Here is an 18,790-nt window from a genome sequence, read left to right on the forward strand (position 1 = left end):
ATCGCAGCCGGTCAACTCATTTCTCAATAAATATTTTTTGGGCACTTTTTCGCCATTTTTAGAAGAATTTGTTCTATTTTTCAAGCACTTAGCTCATTATTTTTGTGGTTTTGGATGTTTTTTGCCGAAACTTGGGTTAAGACAAGTTTACTTCTTCTCATATGCTAAAGATTATGTGATAAAATAAATTTTTTAATAATCGGAATTGAAACATTCCGATGAACTTCATTCAATTGGAAGTTCCGTTCTTATGATATTTCAAATTTACTACTCAAAATAAACAGTTGCTTTTAAAAATGGAATAAATAACAAATTACCCATATCCTCGAAAAGAGGACGAATACCAGCAAAATCCCAGGTTATAGTTTTTCCTCGAAATCTGAAACCCAATGTCATTATTCCGCTGAAATCACTATCGATCAGGGAATTTGTATTTTCAAATTCTATAATGAAATCAGATCTTTCTGATCCTAACCTGGCTCCCAACATATAAAGAAATTCAAAATCATCAGCACCTCTTGCAGTTAGAGCAGATAATCCTACATGAATACTTCTCTTTTTTTGTCCTAAACTTAATACATTCCCAATACTTAATCCAACCGATTCAGGATTGAAAGCACACCAGAATGCAGATTGTATCTTTTCTTTGCGTAAATAATTCTGCTTTACTCCTACTGAAAATGTATTAAGAAAATCTGTGGTAATAGGAAATAATGTGAATAATGCAAGATGTGTTCTGTCTGTTGGTGCAATGGCATAATTAAGAAAAAATAACTCATAATCAGAGAAATACTTACTACCTTTGGGCATTGTATATGCCGTGGGCATCAGGAAAAGATCATGATCTCCAGCTTCATATTCGTAAGCAAATAATCCGGATGCTATTGTTAGAATCACTAAAATTAACAATGTCTGCTTCATCATACTTCCCTCTTTCTATTTTTGAGTCGGGCGAATAATGCTTTTTGATATTGGATTGTCAAATAAAAATGAAGTTAACGTGTTCAGCATTTCAGAACTTCAGCACAGGACGTGCGAAATCTTCGGAATGTTACCGATTTATCGGTATCTTCCGAATGTTTAATTTTTCTAACTTACCTCAAGATTCTGTGAAGTTAAGATAAGTTGGTTGTTCATTATTCTCTTTTTTATTTCATTCCCACTGAAGTCATGGGCTATATTTAATGTCATTTTAATTAGCCAACACTCTTTATACATTTTATCTTTTATCCGCTTTCTAACTTGCCTCAAGATTTTACGCACTTAAGACAAGTTTGAGATTGAATCTTGTCACATCCCGTCAATCCTGTTATCCTGTCTTAAAAGAAAAAATATCAGAGTTTATTCCCGTTAATAAGAGGTTTATTATTTTCTTAAACGAAACATTCCGATGACCTTCGGACAATCGGAAGTTTCTCACATTTTCTCAACTTCTCAAAAAAATCTCACAAAATGTAAAAAAAGTTTGACAAGTTCTCAGAAAATCTCACTTTTGACTCAGATATGCTCAATTGAACTCAGCAGAGCTCAAATTGAGGAGGGAGGAAATATGTCAGGTGAATTTCTGGGAACCTTCACGATAAGCGTTAACAAAGGTAAATGGGTTACCATTCCTTCTGCTTTCAAAAAGAAATTCAGTCCGCAATCCAAACAGATCGTCATCGTCACGGTCGGTTCGGAATCCAACCTGGCAATCTATCCCCTGGACAACTGGCAGGAAAAAATTCGCAGCCTGGAAAGCGGAGAAACCAAAGACAAAAAGATGCTGCTTGCTCTGCGTCATTTTGCTGCTCCCGAGCAGAAAATGGAAAGCAATGGCCGCATCAAGATCTCCGATCAGCTTTTAAAAGAATTTCCTGTGGACGATAAAGTTATAATAAAAGGTGAAGGAAAGTTCATATCGATCTGGCAGCCCGAAGCTTATGAAGAATACAGTAAGAAGCTTCTGGAAGAACACAAAAACCTGTTCAACTCTCTGGATTATCAGTAATGAGCAGCTATCACGTTCCTGTTCTTTTAGATGAAGCCATCGATGCACTGCAGATAAAACCCGGTGGAATTTACATCGATGCTACATTGGGCGGCGGTGGTCATACCCAGAAGATTTTACAGACAAATGATCAGATTCACCTGTTCTCTTTCGATCAGGATGAAGAAAGTTTGAAGCAGACCAAACCATTGGTACAAAAATATAGCAACCTTACCATCATCAAAGAAAATTTTGCTAATTTGCGAACTTGTCTGGCTTTGGAACGCATCAAGAAGATCGATGGAATTTTATTCGATCTGGGAGTTTCTTCACACCAGATAAATGCAGCAGAACGCGGTTTCAGTTTTTCTTTGGAAGGCAAACTCGATATGCGCATGAATGCAGAATCCGATCTCACAGCATTTGAGATCATCAACAAATTCGAGCCAAAGAAATTGAAGAATATCTTCCTGGAATACGGAGAAGAAAAGGAAGCTTTCAAGATCGCTCGAGAAATCGCCAAAGCAAGAGAGATCAGACAAATCGAAACAACGCTGGAACTTGCTCAGATCATCGACAGGGCTACAAGCAGCAAAAAGAAGATAAAAGCAAAAGCTCGGATTTTCCAAGCTCTAAGAATTTATATTAATGGCGAGATAGAAGTTCTGAAAACAGCACTTTCTGATGCAGTAAAAATATTAAATCCCGGCAGCAGAATCGTGGTGATTTCCTACCACAGCTTAGAAGACCGGATCGTGAAAAAATTCTTTCAAAATGAAGAACTGGATTGCGTGTGCCCCAACGGTTTTTTAAAATGTGTGTGCGATAAAGAGTCCACTTTGAAGATAATAACCAGAAAACCTCTTCTTCCTAGCGAAGATGAGATAAGCCGAAACCCCAGAGCACGAAGTGCCAAAATGCGCATTGCAGAGCGCAAGGAGGAAGTATGAAAATTAGATTGTTAATTCTTGTCGTATTGATTTTAACCTCGGTGTTTGTTCACTATCAAAATCAACACAAGATCATGAGCTATTCGCGTGAAATAAACGAAATTAATGAAACCCTGAAATCTGCTAAAGACATCAACCTGGATCTGGTAACTTACAACAGCACTTTGGGCTCTCGTGAACGAATTCAAAAGCTGGCTTATGAACAACTTGGAATGTGCTATCCCAGCGATGCAACCGAAGTTCACAATATTGTAATGAATTCTGATGATGAGACTTTCTGCCTGGTAGATTTTATCGTTCCCAGCGCTGAAGCTCTCACAAAATAGGAAAGCTATTTTTTAATAATAAGTTAGAATAAAAAGCGATCCAAGTGAGAATACGAGCATGAAACTTAGATTAACCTTATTTTTGATGCTCAACGCACTTCTTGTTCTCATCTGGATCGTTTACCTTTTTCAAATTCAAATTTTAGATGCTCATAACCTGCAATCAACTATAGACATACGACAGAATCCTTCTAAAAAGATAATCAACCCCTTACGGGGAAATATCTACGATGCTGATCAAAATCTGCTGGTTAGCTCGATAAAATACTATCAGATCGATCAGGATATGCAAGCCGTAAAAAAATATTGTGCTCGAAATGAAAAAGATCTTTCTGCTATTATTGATAGCATTTCTACAATAATTTCAGAAAATAGCGATCTGGAAAAAAAATGGCTCAAAGCAAAACTAACAAAAGCTGATGGTAGTGTTTTTCTTTCGGAGAAGATCAGCGAAACGGAACTTTTTCAGATCACGAGCAGAATGGAAAACCTCAAGATTCCCGGACTTATCAAAAATTTCAGCAAGATAAAACGAACTTATCCGCAAGGAAAATTAGGTTCCAACTTCCTGGGAATAATCGACGACAATCGTGAAGAAAACGATCAGGAAGAAATCTACAGCATGAAAGGAATTTCGGGTCTGGAATACACTTATGATGAAAAATTACGAGGAAAATACGGCTGGCAGGAAACTATTCATGATGCCAATAATAAAAGAATTCCTTTTCTGTTTTTGAAGGAACGTCCTCCAAAAAATGGTAATTCTCTAGTTTTAACGATCGATAATGATTTGCAGGAAATTCTGGAAGAAAGTTTGTACGAAGGTTTGAAAAAATATCAGGCTAAAAATGCCATTGGAATCATCATGAATCCGCATTCCGGAGCAGTTTTGGCAATGAGCGGTCTAAATAAAGATGATCAAGAAAAGACAGCTCTGGAACTTCGGGCAAAAGCAAATCTTCCGGTATCATTTATGTTCGAATCCGGCTCTACATTAAAGCCCATTACAGCACTTCTGGCTTTGGAACACAATATTTATAAACCTTCCGATATGATAGATTGTAGAGATTATCACCTGGAATATGGTGATGTGGAGCGTGTGATAAAAGATGATCATAAATTCACAAAATTGAATTTTAAAGATATTATTGCTCATTCCAGTAATGTTGGTATCAGCAAAATAGTTGAAAAAATTGGTTCAAAATCGCTTTATGAACGCATGATCGCTCTCGGTTTTGGCCACAAGATAGGAGCTGATATCGCGGGTGAAGCTTCTGGAATATTTCGTAAACTGAAAGACTGGCAGGGTTTTTCTCTGCATTCCATATCATTCGGTCAGGAAATTTCTGTAACAGCACTGCAACTGGCAAATGCTTATTGTTCTTTTACCAATGGCGGCAAGATCATGCAACCTTATCTGGTGCAAAAAGTAATCGATGAAAACGGTCGTACTGTAGAAAATCATCAACCCAAAGTTTTGCGTACGATCTCCGATAAAACAAGTTTAGATACACTAAAAGTTTTCTTGCGCTCGGTGGTAGATTATGGAACAGCAACCGGCACCAAATTCGATTTTCTGGAAATTGCCGGGAAAACAGGAACAGCAGAAAAATCTTTTGGTGGAAATATCGGGTATTCCGAAGAAAAATATACCTCTGTTTTTGCCGGATTTTTTCCTGTTCAAGAACCAAAATATGTTATCGTAATTGTATACGATGAAGCAGATTACAAATCTTATTCCTATTATGCTTCGATGTCTGCCGTTCCCACTTTTAAAAAGGTTGTGAACAGAATTATCAACCTTCCCAAAAGTGATATTATTGTAGAAATCAAAGAAGAACAAAAAGATTATGTGTTCGCTCCTTCGGTGTTTGGTATGAGTAGACTGGAAGCGGAAACAACTCTAAATTCCAGTGGAATTTCGTTTGAGATCGTAGAAAAAAATCCTCACGGAAAAGTGGTGAATCAATTCCCGAAACCAAATGCAGCCTTCGACAAAACTGAAAGAGTGATCGTTATTCTTGACACTGCTGAGCAGAAGCAAGATGTGGAAGCGTTTGATTATGATATGCCGAATTTGAAAGGGCTGACCTTGAAAAAAGCTCTGGCCTTGGCAAATAGAAAGAATATCAGGTTGATCTCGATGGGAAACGGCATCATTTATGAGCAGTCGATTCCAGCGGGATCAAAAACTAAATTTGGTGAAAAATGTGTAGTAAAAGCCAGATAAATTATAAACAAATTAAAGCTGTTTTGCAAACTGCCGGTTTGTATTTGGAAGGCAGTGATATTAATTCGGAAACTAAATATAATAAATTCGAAACTGATTCCCGCAGAATAGCGGAAAATGATGTTTTCATCTGTATAAAAGGCTTTCAAACTGATGGTCATTTATTTGCAGAAAAAGCTTTAAATAACGGTGCAAAATTACTGATCGTTGATCATAAGCTCGAATTGAATGTTCCACAGATCGTTGTTACAGATTCCCGCAAAGCAGCTGCAGTACTGGCTAAACTCTATTTTGATGATCCAACCTCCAAGTTCAAATTGATTGGCATCACCGGCACGAATGGAAAAACGACCATCGCTCATCTCATCTATCAGATCCTTGTAAAAAATAATGTTTCTGTGGGAATGATCGGAACTCTTGGTTACAAAATAAATAATGAATCTTTTTCTACTGAACGCACTACTCCCGATATTTTTGATCTGAATAAAATTTTCGCAGAAATGGTGGGAAAAAATATTAAATATGTTGTGATGGAAGTATCTTCTCATGCTCTTGCCTTGCAGCGCATTTATGACTGTAATTTCGACCTAGCGATATTTTCCAATCTCTCTCAGGATCATCTTGATTTTCATGCGAGTTTGCAGAACTATGCAAATTCGAAATTTCAACTGTTTAATTATTTGAAAGAAAAAAACGGAACCGCTATTATCAATATTGATGATGAGTTTGGAAAGCAGTTTTATGAAAAATTGAAAATCGATAAAAAGGGAATTTCATTCCAGAAAGCAGATTATAAAATTTCAAATATTAAAACAGATATTTCTGGCAGTGAATTCCAAATAATCTTACCTCAAGCTCCCCTTTTTAAGGGAATAAAAAAAGAGGGTAAAATCAAAACCAATCTCATTGGCAAATACAATATTTTTAATTTGACTGCTGCTATTACTGCTTGCTTGGAATTAAAAGTGCCCATTCCTGATGAACAATTAGTAAAAATTATCATCGAATTAGAAACTGTGGAAGGCAGACTGCAAGCTGTTCCAAACCAGAAAGATATTGGAATTTACATAGATTATGCCCACACTCCAGATGCTTTACAAAATGTTTTGAAAACACTTAAAGAAGTTAGCAAAAAAAGATTGATCTGCGTGTTTGGTGCCGGTGGAAATCGTGATAGAAGCAAACGACCAAAAATGCTGGAAGCTGCTTTGCAAAATTCTGATCTTACAATTATCACAAACGATAATCCGCGTGATGAAGAACCAGCTGACATAATCAGAGATATTATTGCCAAGGCAGAAGCTGAAGAAAAATTATGGATTATCAGAGATCGTAAAATTGCGATTGAAACCGCCATCCAGGCAGCCAGAAAAGGCGATATCGTTTTAATCGCTGGCAAAGGACATGAAACATACCAGGAAATTAAAGGAATTAAACACCATTTCGATGATCTAAAAATTGCAACCGAAGCTTTAAATAAAAGTAGTTCAGATGCACTCTCCTTCCCTATCGATCCTGTGATGCTGGAAATGATCTTTAAACAGAAATTTAATATTGAAAATGACGAAATGATATTCCATGTTTCTACCGATTCCAGAAGCATAAAACCGAATTCACTTTTTTTTGCTTTGCAGGGTCAGAACTTCGATGGACATGATTATGTGGAAAATGCTTTGAAAATCGATAACTGCTGGGCAGTTGTAGATAAAAATTTTACTATCGATCATGCGAATTTGGTTCGAGTTGATGATACTCTTCAGGCTTACGGAAAACTGGCAGCAAAATACAAAACACTTTTTGATGTAACTTCTGTTGCAATAACCGGAAGTTCAGGCAAAACAACAGTAAAAGAGTATTTAGCAAACATCCTTTCTCGAAAATATGAAGTTCATAAAACATTTTCCAATGAAAATAATCTGATCGGACTTCCTAAAACTATTTTCAAGCTTCAGCACAAGCACGATGTTGCAATATTGGAATTAGGTACAAACCAATTTGGAGAAATAGAAAAATTAACCGACATTGCATCACCCGATATTTCTGTGATAACTTCAATAGGTCCTTCTCATTTGGAATTTCTTATTGATGAAAAAGGTGTTTTCAAAGAAAAGATAAAAATATTCAAATTAAAAAAATCGATAAAAATCTTTCCCGGAGATGACAAAAGATTCAAAGATTTCGAAGGAATCACATTTGGGGAAAAAGATTCAAATAATTACAAGCTTTCAGATATAAAACAAGATGATGAAAAAACAGAATTCAAAATTAATAACAAACTTTTTTCCATTCCCACACCATTTTCCACCTTTAGTCAAAATGCACTTATAGCCGCTGCGATCAGCTTTGAACTCGGATTTGATAAAACTACAATCCAGGCTGGATTTGATGAACCATTGAATATCGCAAATCGCATGAATATTTTTAGATCGAAGGGAAAAATCATTCTGGCAGACTGCTACAATGCCAATCCAGATTCCATGAAAGCTGCCATCCAATTCTGGCTGCGTTATAAACCCCAAAATCCACATGTGGCAATTTTGGGAGATATGCTGGAGCTTGGTGAATTGACAGAAAAATATCATCGAAATATTTTGCATCAATTGGATGGGGAGGAAATTGAAGAATTGATATCAGTTGGATTTTTATCACGTAATTACAAAGCAGACAGGCACTTCCAAACTGTGGAAGAACTTCTTGATTCTGATATGTTAAATAACTTTCCAAATGATTCAATAATCTTAATCAAAGCTTCTCATAGTATAAAATTAGAAAAAATTTTAGAAAGGATATAATATGTTTTATCATTTATTTTCACCTTTAGCCGATACACCGATATTCGGCTATACTATTTTTAATGTTTTTCAATATGTAACTTTTAGAGCAATTGCTGCCTTCATCACAGCACTTTTATTCTCCCTTCTTTTAGGACCGAAATTCATAAAAATACTGCAGGGCCATCATGCAATCGAACGAATCAACGATTATCTACCGATTTCTCATCGCGAGAAAGAAGGAACACCTTCCATGGGAGGTCTTATCGTAATTTCCAGTCTGCTATTATCTGTATTGCTTTGGAATAATCTGGTGAACAGTTATATCCTGATCATGATAATTACAACTGTCTGGTTGGGTGGGATCGGTTTTCTGGACGACTATATGAAAAACTTCTTGAAAATGAAACAAGGCTTAATAGCAAAATATAAACTATTGGCACAAATAACTTTAGGCATTCTGGTATCTTCAGCTTTATATTTTGGAAGTCCCGATAAAGCAACTATAGCACAGATCAGTATTCCATTTGTTAAAAGTACTTTTCTATATTTGGGAATCATTTTTATTCCGTTTGGAGTTTTCATGGTTACAGCTACTTCCAATGCAGTAAATTTAACTGACGGTTTGGACGGTTTGGCCAGCGGAACGGTTGCTCTGGCAGCTTTTGGACTGGGAATTATGGCATATTTGAAAGGAAACTTCAACTTAGCTCATTATTTCAATCTGGAATTCATTTCAAATGCTGGCGAGTTAACAGTTTTCATCAGCGCATTAATTGGAACTTTAATGGGGTTTTTGTGGTATAATATCAAACCGGCGCAGATCTTTCTGGGAGATACCGGTTCACTGGCTCTTGGTGGTATTTTAGCGGTTCTCTCTATGCTTCTTAGAGAAGAGATATTCTTCGCAATTGTTGGTGGTATTTTCGTTATAGAAACGCTTTCTTCGATAATTCAGAGATACTATTTCAAATACACACGCATCAAATTTGGCAAAGGCCGTCGTGTTTTTAAATGTGCTCCTATTCATCATCATTTCGAGATGAAAGGTATTTCCGAGGAAAAGATCGTTATTCGTTTCTGGATCGTTGGAATGCTGTTGGTAGCAATTGGTTTGGCTACTCTGAAACTGAGATAGAATGAAAGTAAAAGATGTTAAATTCGGAATTCTGGGCGTGGCACGCAGTGGAATTGCCGCTGCTAAAAAGATCAAACAGTTAGGTGGAAAACCATTTTTAAGCGAATATAAAACTGAAAACCAAATTCAGGATTCAGCCAAAATAAAGGCTGAATTTTATTGTGAATTTGGAGGACATTCCGAAAAAGTTCTGGAAAATGATGTTCTTATCGTTAGTCCTGGCATTCCTTTAAATATACCAATCATACAGAAAGCAAAAGCAAAAAAAATAGAGATAATCAGCGAGATCGAATTGGGATTTCGCATAAAACATCTACATAGTTTTATCATTGCCATTACAGGTTCAAACGGCAAGAGCACAACAGTCAGTCTGATCCATCATATTCTTCAAACAGCAGGTTATAAATCCATTTTAGCTGGAAATATCGGAACAGCATTCACATCATTTCCCATTGAAAAACCGGATATTGATTTTATTGTATTGGAACTCAGCAGTTTTCAATTGGAACTTATAGACAAATTCCAACCTGATGTAGCAGCAATTCTGAATATTACTCCCGATCATCTGAATCGCTACAAAAACATGGAAGATTATGCGAAAGCTAAATTCAATATTTTTCAAAATCAATCTCCAGGTAATCTGGCAATTTTAAACAGCAACGATAAATATTCTGCAAATTTTAAAGATCAGATAACAGCAGAAATAAAACAATTCAGCCTTTCAGGGAAATCTGATATTTTACTAAATAATAATAAATTCCAATTTCAGCATCACAATATTTCTCTGGAAAATGCAACTTTGAAAGGGCCGCATAATCTGGAAAATATGATGGCTGCTGTTTTAGCTGTAAGTCCTTTCAATATTCCAGATGAATTTATAGAAGAAGCGTTTTCCACTTTCCGATCTCTTCCCCACCGCCTGGAATTTGTGGCCGAAATCGATGGCATCAAGTTTTATAATGATTCCAAAGCCACCAATACCGATGCAGTAAAATACGCTCTGCAATCTTTCGAAAAACCGATCAGATTGATCATCGGGGGATCTGGCAAAGGTGAAGATTATAGTGTGCTGAACGAATTGATAAAAAAACATGTAAAAAAATTGTATTTGATTGGAGATTCCAAAGAAGAAATGGCGAAAGCCTTTGCAGATACAGTAGATTTTGAAAAATTCCAAACTTACAAAGATGTAGTAATAACTGCTTTCCAGGAAGCTGAAAAAGGTGATGAAATAGTCTTATCTCCAGCCTGCACCAGTTATGATATGTTCCAGAATTTTGAACAGCGCGGAGATCATTTCAAAAAATTGGTAAGAGACCTGATAAAATGAAAGAAAAAACATATATAGCCCAATACGATCACTACATTTTGTTCATCTATTTTATTCTCATCTTTATTGGACTTTATATGCAGCTGAACATAAGTTCTGTGCGCACTTCCATGTTTTTTTTCTACCGACAGTTCATGTGGTTCATCATCTCTGGAGGTGCTGTATATTACACCTTCAAAGTCGTTGATATAAGCAAACTGCGCCGATATTCGTTCTTTCTGATTCTATTCACCGTTCTGCTCTTGATCGCTGTTCTTATCTTTGGAAAAAGCGTGAAAGGAGCCGTCCGCAGCATTCAGATCTGGAAATTCAACTTTCAACCCAGCTTGATCGCTCGTATCGTTTTAATATTGTATTTTTCTCATTTTTTAGATAAAAAACAGAGGTTGATACCTGATTCAAAACCTTCACAATTCATCAAAAACTTTAGTGCATTAATTATAATGACAGCAATCATTTACAGCCTTATTTTGGCAGAACGCCATTTCAGCCCGCTGGTAATTTCCGGCTTCACCTTGTTATCGATTTTGTTTCTGGCAAAAATCCGTTTTCTGACGATTTTCCTGATCATTGCGATTTTCCTGGTTGGAGGAATTATAGTTCTGAAGTCGGGTCCGGTTTATCGAAGCGAGCGTATGCAGATATTTCATAAGTATTCGCTATATTCTGAGGAAGATCCTGAAGACAAATATGAAGGAACAAATGACTACCAGATCAGGGAAGGATTGATCTCGCTTTCCAGCGGAAAATTATTCGGCACCGGAGCAACTCGCGGAACAGGAAAACATTACTTTTTGCCAGAAGCAAAAACAGATTTTATTTTTGCCATCATTGGAGAAGAACGTGGATTTTTCGGAGCTGTAATTGTAATCTTGCTTTACGTGTGGCTTTTCATTCGTTGCGTTATCAGCTCCTGGCAAAAGGATAGCTTGTTTTTAAAGTTGTTTGGTGTGGGTTTGGGAATGAATATTTTCTTCAATGCTATGGTAAATATTGGAGTTTCGATGGCTGCACTTCCTTCTACCGGAGTAACGCTTCCATTCATAAGTTACGGTGGAACTTCACTTCTGGTAAATTCACTCACAATTGGTCTTCTGCTGAATATCAGCTCAGAAAAAAAGAGGTATTTTTTGAATGCGTAAAAAAGTGATAGTTGCTGCAGGTGGAACCGGCGGACACATATTTCCGGCTTTGGCAATTGCAAAAAAACTGCGGGAAAATGACGTCGAAATTTTGTATGTAGGCAATAAAAACAGCATGGAAGAAAAACTGGCAACCAAAGCAGGTTTTGATTTCAGCCCAATAAACGTACAGAAATTGCATCGAAATCTCACGGCTAAACACATCCTCTTTCCTATCAAACTTTTCAAAAGCATTCAAGATTCCAAGCAGATCATTAGAAATTTTCAACCCGATGCTTTTGTTGGAACCGGTGGATTTGTCTGCGGACCGGTTGGCTTTGCAGCTCATAAATGTAAGATTCCAATTTTTATGCAGGAGCAAAACAGCTTTCCTGGTTTAACTACCCGCAAATTAAGCAAATATGCAAAAAAAGTTTTCCTGGGAAACAAAGGTGCAGCAAAGTATTTGCCGAAAAATATACTGGCCTTTGCTGGAAATCCCATAAACACTTCTGTAGTTCAGGAAGAATCTCAAATCGATTTTGATGAAGGCAATCTAAAAAAAGATAGCTTGAAACTCTTTCTTTATGGCGGAAGCCAGGGTTCTTATATTTTGAATAAAGCTCTTTTTCCAATCATCGATAAAATCCTGCAAGCTGGAATTGAAATTATCTGGCAGATCGGCAAATATTCTTTCGATGAATTCTATCCAAAAGTAAAAGGTAAAAATGGCATATTTGCTTTTGAATTCACGCATGAAATGGGAAAAATTTTGAATTCAACCGATTTTGTTATCTGTCGTGCCGGAGCACTTTCATTAGCAGAAATCGAAACGAAAAAACTTCCTGCGATCATTGTTCCACTTCCATCAGCTGCCGGAAATCATCAATATTATAATGCTATGGAACTGGTTGATAATAAAACAGCTATTTTATTGGAACAGAAAAACTTAACTCCAAAAATATTATTTGAGAAAATTTTAGATATCCAAGAAAATCATCCAAAAATGAAAGCAAATTATAAAGATTCGTTGCATGTGAATGCAGCGGAAGTTATAGTTAAAACAATTTTAAGGAATATGGAATAAAACTATGCTGGGAAAAACAAAAAAAATTCATTTTGTAGGAATTGGTGGAATCGGCATGAGCGGAATTGCCGAATTGCTTATAAATCAGGGATTTGAAGTTTCAGGTTCCGATCTGAATTCCACTCCGATTACGAAACACCTGAAACAGAAAGGTGCACAAATTGCCAAAGGTCACGATCCCAACTTGATAGTGAATGCTGATGTTGTGGTAAAATCTTCGGCTGTAAAAGATGATAATCCGGAAATCGCCGCAGCTCTGGCGCAAAAAATTCCTGTGATCCGCAGAGCGGAAATGCTGAGCGAGATCATGCGGATGAGTTATGGAATTGGCCTGGCTGGAACGCATGGAAAAACCTCTACAACATCGATGGTGGGTTCGGTACTTTCTGCAGCTGCACTGGATCCGACAGTTATTGTGGGCGGTATCGTAAAAAATTACGGTTCCAATAATCTGCTGGGATCGGGAAAATACATCGTGGTGGAAGCTGATGAATTTGATCGTTCATTTCTTACGCTCAGCCCGATCATTGCCGGCATCACAAATATTGAAGCTGATCATCTGGACTGCTACAAAGATCTGGAAGCAGTTAAATCTGCCTTCATAGAATATGCCAATAAAGTTCCTTTTTTCGGCAGAGTTATTGCTTGTCTGGATGATCACGGCGTGCAATCGATCATTCCTGAAATCAAAAAAAATATCGTTACTTACGGGCTTTCCAAACAGGCAAATATCCAGGCACGAAATATTGAAATGAAAAACTTCAAAGCTACTTATACTGCTTATTCGGACGGTAAGAAATTGGGAAATATCGAACTGAACGTTATGGGAAATCACAATATTTTGAATTCACTTCTGGCAGTCGGAATCGGATTAGAATTGGAAATTCCCTTTGCAGCGATACAAAAAGGTTTAGCAGATTACAATGGTGTTTTTCGCCGTTTCGAATACAAAGGCATGAAAGATGATGTGCTGGTTTACGATGATTATGCACATCATCCCACCGAGATAGAAGCAACTCTGAAAGGTGTGCGAGACAGTGTGGAAAACCGCATCGTAACTGTTTTCCAACCTCATCTTTTTTCTCGCACCAGAGATTTTTATCAGGAATTCGGCAGATCATTTTTTCAAAGTGATGTGCTGGTAATTACTCCGATCTATCCTGCCCGGGAAAATCCGATTCCAGGTATTACCGGCAAAATGATTGCAAAAGCCGCAATTCAATCCGGTCATAAAAATGTGATTTACATCGATAAAAATGAAGATATAATTCCGCAAATGGAAAACCTGGCCCAACCAAAAGATATTTTTATTACGATGGGAGCAGGAAACATCTATAAATATGGTGAAAGCTTTTTAAAGGGACTTAAGGATATTTAAATGAAAGAATTTTTTTCTCCTGAACTCATTAAAAAAACAGCATCTCAGAAATCTCTCAGAGATTATTCTTACATAAATATCGGGGGGAAACCGAAATATCTTTTTACACCAGAAACTATCGAACAATTACAGAATATTATCGCAGCAGCGAACAAAACAAGTTTGGATATTTTACCTATCGGAGGTTGCTCAAATTTATTGTTCGGAAACAATATTAATAAAGCCATTATTTCAGATGTTAATTTACCGCAAATATTTGACATAAAAGATGATACGGTCATGGTTTCCTGCAACATCACGATCAAAAAATTTATCGAGAAAACTAAACAGGCAGGACTTTCCAGTTTGTACTTTTTGTCAGGAATTCCAGCTCATCTGGGTGGAACTGTTCACATGAATGCAGGAGCATTTGATCGAACCATTTCTGAATTCCTGGTTTGGATCGAAGTTGTTGATAAAAATGGAAATATTAAAAAGGTAAATGCTGAAGAAATCGATTTCAGTTATCGGAAAATTTCTATCAGTGATTTTATTGTGAGGATCTGCTTTAAGCTTGAAAAGAAATCTGAAAAAGAAATCGAAGATGAAATCAAGGAAGTACTCAAAATTCGTCATGAAAGACATCCGTATGATTTTCCCAGTTTAGGCAGCACATTCAAAAATCCACCTGGAGAATTTGCCGGATTATTGATCTGTGATTGCGGACTGGCAGGAAAAATGATCGGTGGCGCGCAGATCAGCAGCAAACACAGCAATTTTATTCTGAACGTTGATAATGCTACGTTCAATGATTATTATGATTTGATTGATTTGGCTCGATCTGAAGTTAAAAACAAATTTGATATCGATCTTGAACTGGAAAACAAAATTATCGATGATCTGGAAGAACAAAAATGAGTAGAATAAAAACCGGTTCCAGCAGATATTTTGTTTTTTTCTTTCTCGTCCTCTGCCTGCTGGTAATCATTTTTTTCAGCATCAGGGGTTTGCTGTCAAAAGTTGACTGGTTTCGCATCGAATCGATTTCCATAGAAGGAAATAAAAATCTGGAAACAGAATTCTTATCCAACTTGTCATTAGATTTTCTGGATAGTAATCTTTACGCTGTTTCAAAAGAAGACATCATGAAGAAGTACAGTAACATAATTCGCATCAAAGATATTAAGATCAGAAAAATATTTCCGAATAAAATAAAAATTGAAATTCAGGAAAGAAAAGGACTTTTTAATATAAAAACAACTGAAGGCAGTATCTTTCCCATAGATAAAGAAAAAATTATTTTGGATAATGATAATTTCTATTCTGATGAGGTTTTACCGGTGATTTGTACAGAGCTTTCCAATGAAAATATTAAAACCGGTAATATTGCCGAAGATGCCTTCCTGGATAGAGTTTACGATTTTTACAATAATGTTGTTCCCGAATTTCCAGAGTTTTTTCAGCAGGTTTCGGAATTTTTTCCTAAAGATAATGAAATTTATATTGTCGAAGCAAATACAGGTTACAAAATTGTATTCGGTGATGAAGAAATTATAGACAAAGTGAAAAGATATGAATTTTTGGAACAGAATAGAACGTTTGAAAAAGGCAAAGTAGTTGATCTGAGATACAAAGATCAACTTGTGATAAGAGCTGATGAATAACATAATCATCAAAGTGAGGAATTAAATGAAAGTAGGTCAAACACTTACAGCAATCGATATTGGAACCACGAAGATCTGCGTGATCATTGCACAATTGAATGAAGAAAACAAACTGGAAGTAAAAGGAATTGGCACCAGTCTTTCTGACGGTTTGAAAAAAGGTATCGTTGTCGATATTATGAAAGCTTCAGCTTCCATGCACAATGCTTTCAAAGAAGCAGAGACCATGGCTGGCATAAAAGCCCGTAATATTTTTGTAGGAATTGCCGGAGACCACATTAAAAGTCAGAATACACTGGGAAGAATTTCTCTTACATCGGGCAGCGATCCAGTGGAAATTACACAGCAGCACATTGAAGATGTGATCACCAATTCCAAAAACAATATTAAAATTCAACCCGGAAATGACCGTTTGGAAATAATTCATGCTATCCCTCAATATTTCAAGATCGATGAACAGGAAGGTATCATGAATCCTCTTTCTATGAGCGGTTTCAACCTTTCAGTTTATGTTCATATTGTGATGGCAGACATCAATGCCATGAATAACATCAAGAAATGTATCGAGATTGCCGGTTATAAAGTTGAAGATATTTATCTGGAACCTATCGCCTCTTCCAATGCTGTTTTAAATGAAGTTGAAAAGCAGTTGGGCTCTATCATTATCGATATTGGCGGAGGAACTACTGATATTGTGGTATTCTTCAAGGAGAGTATCCGTTTCAGTGCGGTTTTGCCGGTCGGAGGAACTAATATTACACAAGATCTGGCTGTTGGTTTGCACACTTCTCCTCAAAATGCCGAAGATATCAAAATTTCCAAAGGTGAATCTTTAGCTTCAGTAATTTCTGAGGATCAACTTGTCGAGATTGAAGGTATCGGTGGTAGAGAAGGCAAGAAGAAGAAATTACGTTACATCACAGAGATCATCGAAGCCAGAATGCGGGAAATTTTTGAAGGTGCTTATAAACTTCTGAACGAACAGTATGATCTGAAACGAATAACTGCCGGGCTCACGATCACCGGTGGAGCTTCTCTGCTCAGAAAAAGCGAAAACCTGGCCGAAGAAATTTTCAATATGTCTACAAAAGTGGGATATCCTGATATTTCCAATCTGGCAGGACCGACAGAACAACTGCAAAATCCCAAATTTGCAACTTCAGTTGGAATTCTGTATCAAGCTCAAAAAGAAATTGATAATAAGAACATCAAGATCAAGAATTTCCGCAGCAGCGACCCTATTTCAGTTTTTTTTAAGAAATTGCTTGCTTATTTCAAAGATTTTGTTTAAACATGCTCAAAATTTTTAAGTTGAATTTTAGTGGAGGGCACGAATGCTCGAATTGGATTTGAACCAAGATGAAATTCCGTATGGTACGAATATAAAGATAATCGGTGTTGGCGGTGCAGGAAGCAATGCTATCGACACAATGATAGAATACGATCTGCAAGGTGTGGAATTTATTGCCGCCAATACAAATATCCAGGATCTTAAATCTTCCAAGGCAAAGTTCAAACTACAGCTCGGAAAAGAAGTTACCAAAGGTTTGGGAGCAGGAGCAAATCCTGATGTCGGCCGCAAAGCAGCCGAAGAATCTCGAGAAGATATCAAGCGTGTCATCAAAGATGCCGACCTGCTTTTCATCGCAGCTGGAATGGGAGGAGGAACCGGAACCGGTGCTACTCCGATCATTGCCCAAATGGCGCGTGAAATGGGTATTCTTACTATCGGTATCGTAAATCGTCCTTTCATCCACGAAGGAAAGAAAAGAACCGTAAATGCAGAAAAAGGTATTCAAAAACTCCACGAACATGTAGATACGTTGATTGTAGTTCCAAATGAAAAAATGAAAGAGATCCTGCCCAATATGACGGTTTTGGAAGCATTCAAAAAAGCCGACAGCATTTTGTATGAAGCTGCTAAAGCTATTGCCGATATTATCCATTTCAGTGGTCACATCAGTGTAGATTATGCCGATGTAAAAACCGTGATGAGCAATCGCGGCAAAGCATTGATGGGTGCTGGTGTTGGAGATGGCGACAATAGAGCTGTTGATGCAACTCAGGAAGCACTCAACAATCCCCTGCTTTCCGATATATCTATCGAACATGCCAAAGGTGTTCTTATCAATATTACTGCCGGAGATGATTTTAAAATTGATGAACTGGGGATGATCGTTTCAGAAGTGGTAAAAAGAACCGGCGATGAAGGCGATATGATAAATGGCCTGGTGGTGGATGAAAAAATGCAGGGCAAAGTTAAAGTTACTGTAATTGCAGCTGGTTTGGAAGGTGGTTCAACAAGTATTTATGAACGTGAAAGTATTATTCAGGAGAAAACCGAAGAAGGTGAAGATATCGGTCATACTCTACAAAGAATTCGCACCGCGGATACATTGAACCTGGATAAAGAAAAAGAAGATGAATCTAAGGAATTTCCCGGTAAGCAAATGGAAATTCCGGCATTTTTAAGGAAGTTTTCTAACTGATGAATATAATAATAATCAAATTTCTGATCATGGCTTTTTCTATTTATATCGTAGGAAAAGTTACCCGTCTTTTCTATGTAGCAGATTTTTTTACATCCCTTCTCGCAGCCGTTCTTCTGGCAGCTGTAAATGCTGTTGTCCGTCCAATTTTAGTAATTCTTACTTTGCCGATAACAATCTTAACCCTGGGATTTTTTTTGATATTTGTAAATGGATTTTGCTTATTGCTGGTTTCCAAATTCATTCCCAAATTCAAAGTAGAAGGATGTTTTGTTGGCGGCATTGCTGCTATTTTGATCTCTCTTGTAAATATGCTGCTGGAAATTCTCATCATTTGATGAATAACGAATATCTAATC

General features: G+C 36.9%; 17 protein-coding genes. 16 read left to right on the forward strand and 1 reads right to left on the reverse strand.

Annotation, left to right across the window (positions count from 1 at the left end; genetic code table 11):
• On the forward strand, window positions 1-187 hold a 187-nt coding region (locus K9N40_06535), incomplete at its 5' end, for a hypothetical protein (GenBank protein ID MCF7814113.1).
• A gap of 80 nt (window positions 188-267) precedes the next feature.
• On the opposite strand, the gene K9N40_06540 is transcribed toward K9N40_06535, so the two are convergent.
• Window positions 268-921, reverse strand: a complete 654-nt coding sequence (locus K9N40_06540) for a hypothetical protein (protein MCF7814114.1) — start codon at window positions 919-921, stop codon at window positions 268-270.
• Between the two features lie 628 nt (window positions 922-1,549).
• On the opposite strand from K9N40_06540, the gene K9N40_06545 reads away from it, so the two are divergent.
• Genes K9N40_06545 through K9N40_06615 form a run of 15 tightly spaced genes read left to right on the forward strand, consistent with a single transcriptional unit; the run spans window position 1,550 to window position 18,770 of the window.
• Window positions 1,550-1,990: a protein MraZ gene (locus K9N40_06545; protein ID MCF7814115.1), complete on the forward strand. Its 441-nt coding sequence runs from the start codon at window positions 1,550-1,552 to the stop codon at window positions 1,988-1,990.
• Complete coding sequence (rsmH, locus tag K9N40_06550) at window positions 1,990-2,919, forward strand: 16S rRNA (cytosine(1402)-N(4))-methyltransferase RsmH (protein MCF7814116.1); 930 nt, start codon at window positions 1,990-1,992, stop codon at window positions 2,917-2,919. Before K9N40_06545 ends, rsmH begins: the two co-directional genes overlap by 1 nt.
• Window positions 2,916-3,245 carry a cell division protein FtsL gene (locus K9N40_06555; protein ID MCF7814117.1) on the forward strand — a complete coding sequence of 110 codons (330 nt, stop codon included), beginning with the start codon at window positions 2,916-2,918 and terminating at the stop codon, window positions 3,243-3,245. The genes rsmH and K9N40_06555 overlap by 4 nt, the downstream gene beginning before the upstream one ends.
• Window positions 3,246-3,303: 58 nt before the next feature.
• Entirely contained in the window at window positions 3,304-5,475 is a 2,172-nt protein-coding gene (locus K9N40_06560; GenBank protein MCF7814118.1) for a PASTA domain-containing protein, read from the forward strand.
• Window positions 5,454-8,267 carry a UDP-N-acetylmuramoyl-L-alanyl-D-glutamate--2,6-diaminopimelate ligase gene (locus K9N40_06565; GenBank protein MCF7814119.1) on the forward strand — a complete coding sequence of 938 codons (2,814 nt, stop codon included), beginning with the start codon at window positions 5,454-5,456 and terminating at the stop codon, window positions 8,265-8,267. Before K9N40_06560 ends, K9N40_06565 begins: the two co-directional genes overlap by 22 nt.
• A 1-nt stretch (window position 8,268) precedes the next feature.
• Entirely contained in the window at window positions 8,269-9,384 is a 1,116-nt protein-coding gene (gene mraY / locus K9N40_06570; protein ID MCF7814120.1) for a phospho-N-acetylmuramoyl-pentapeptide-transferase, read from the forward strand.
• A gap of 1 nt (window position 9,385) precedes the next feature.
• The gene (gene murD / locus K9N40_06575; protein ID MCF7814121.1) at window positions 9,386-10,714 is read left to right on the forward strand and encodes a UDP-N-acetylmuramoyl-L-alanine--D-glutamate ligase; all 1,329 of its coding nucleotides are present in this window, start codon (window positions 9,386-9,388) and stop codon (window positions 10,712-10,714) included.
• Entirely contained in the window at window positions 10,711-11,856 is a 1,146-nt protein-coding gene (locus K9N40_06580; GenBank protein ID MCF7814122.1) for an FtsW/RodA/SpoVE family cell cycle protein, read from the forward strand. Before murD ends, K9N40_06580 begins: the two co-directional genes overlap by 4 nt.
• Complete coding sequence (murG, locus tag K9N40_06585) at window positions 11,849-12,922, forward strand: undecaprenyldiphospho-muramoylpentapeptide beta-N-acetylglucosaminyltransferase (GenBank protein MCF7814123.1); 1,074 nt, start codon at window positions 11,849-11,851, stop codon at window positions 12,920-12,922. The genes K9N40_06580 and murG overlap by 8 nt, the downstream gene beginning before the upstream one ends.
• A gap of 4 nt (window positions 12,923-12,926) precedes the next feature.
• Window positions 12,927-14,300 (forward strand): UDP-N-acetylmuramate--L-alanine ligase, encoded by a 1,374-nt coding sequence (gene murC / locus K9N40_06590; protein ID MCF7814124.1) that lies wholly within the window; start codon window positions 12,927-12,929, stop codon window positions 14,298-14,300.
• The gene (gene murB, locus K9N40_06595; GenBank protein MCF7814125.1) at window positions 14,301-15,197 is read left to right on the forward strand and encodes a UDP-N-acetylmuramate dehydrogenase; all 897 of its coding nucleotides are present in this window, start codon (window positions 14,301-14,303) and stop codon (window positions 15,195-15,197) included.
• On the forward strand, window positions 15,194-15,943 hold the full coding sequence (locus K9N40_06600) for an FtsQ-type POTRA domain-containing protein (GenBank protein ID MCF7814126.1): 750 nt from the start codon (window positions 15,194-15,196) through the stop codon (window positions 15,941-15,943). The genes murB and K9N40_06600 overlap by 4 nt, the downstream gene beginning before the upstream one ends.
• A gap of 25 nt (window positions 15,944-15,968) precedes the next feature.
• Complete coding sequence (ftsA, locus tag K9N40_06605; protein ID MCF7814127.1) at window positions 15,969-17,234, forward strand: cell division protein FtsA; 1,266 nt, start codon at window positions 15,969-15,971, stop codon at window positions 17,232-17,234.
• A 43-nt stretch (window positions 17,235-17,277) separates the two neighbouring features.
• Window positions 17,278-18,432, forward strand: coding sequence for a cell division protein FtsZ (gene ftsZ, locus K9N40_06610; GenBank protein ID MCF7814128.1), 1,155 nt, complete (start codon window positions 17,278-17,280; stop codon window positions 18,430-18,432).
• Complete coding sequence (locus tag K9N40_06615) at window positions 18,432-18,770, forward strand: phage holin family protein (protein MCF7814129.1); 339 nt, start codon at window positions 18,432-18,434, stop codon at window positions 18,768-18,770. Before ftsZ ends, K9N40_06615 begins: the two co-directional genes overlap by 1 nt.
• Window positions 18,771-18,790 lie beyond the last annotated feature (20 nt).

Source organism: Candidatus Cloacimonadota bacterium, from assembly GCA_021734245.1.
Taxonomy (GTDB): Bacteria; Cloacimonadota; Cloacimonadia; order Cloacimonadales; family TCS61; genus B137-G9.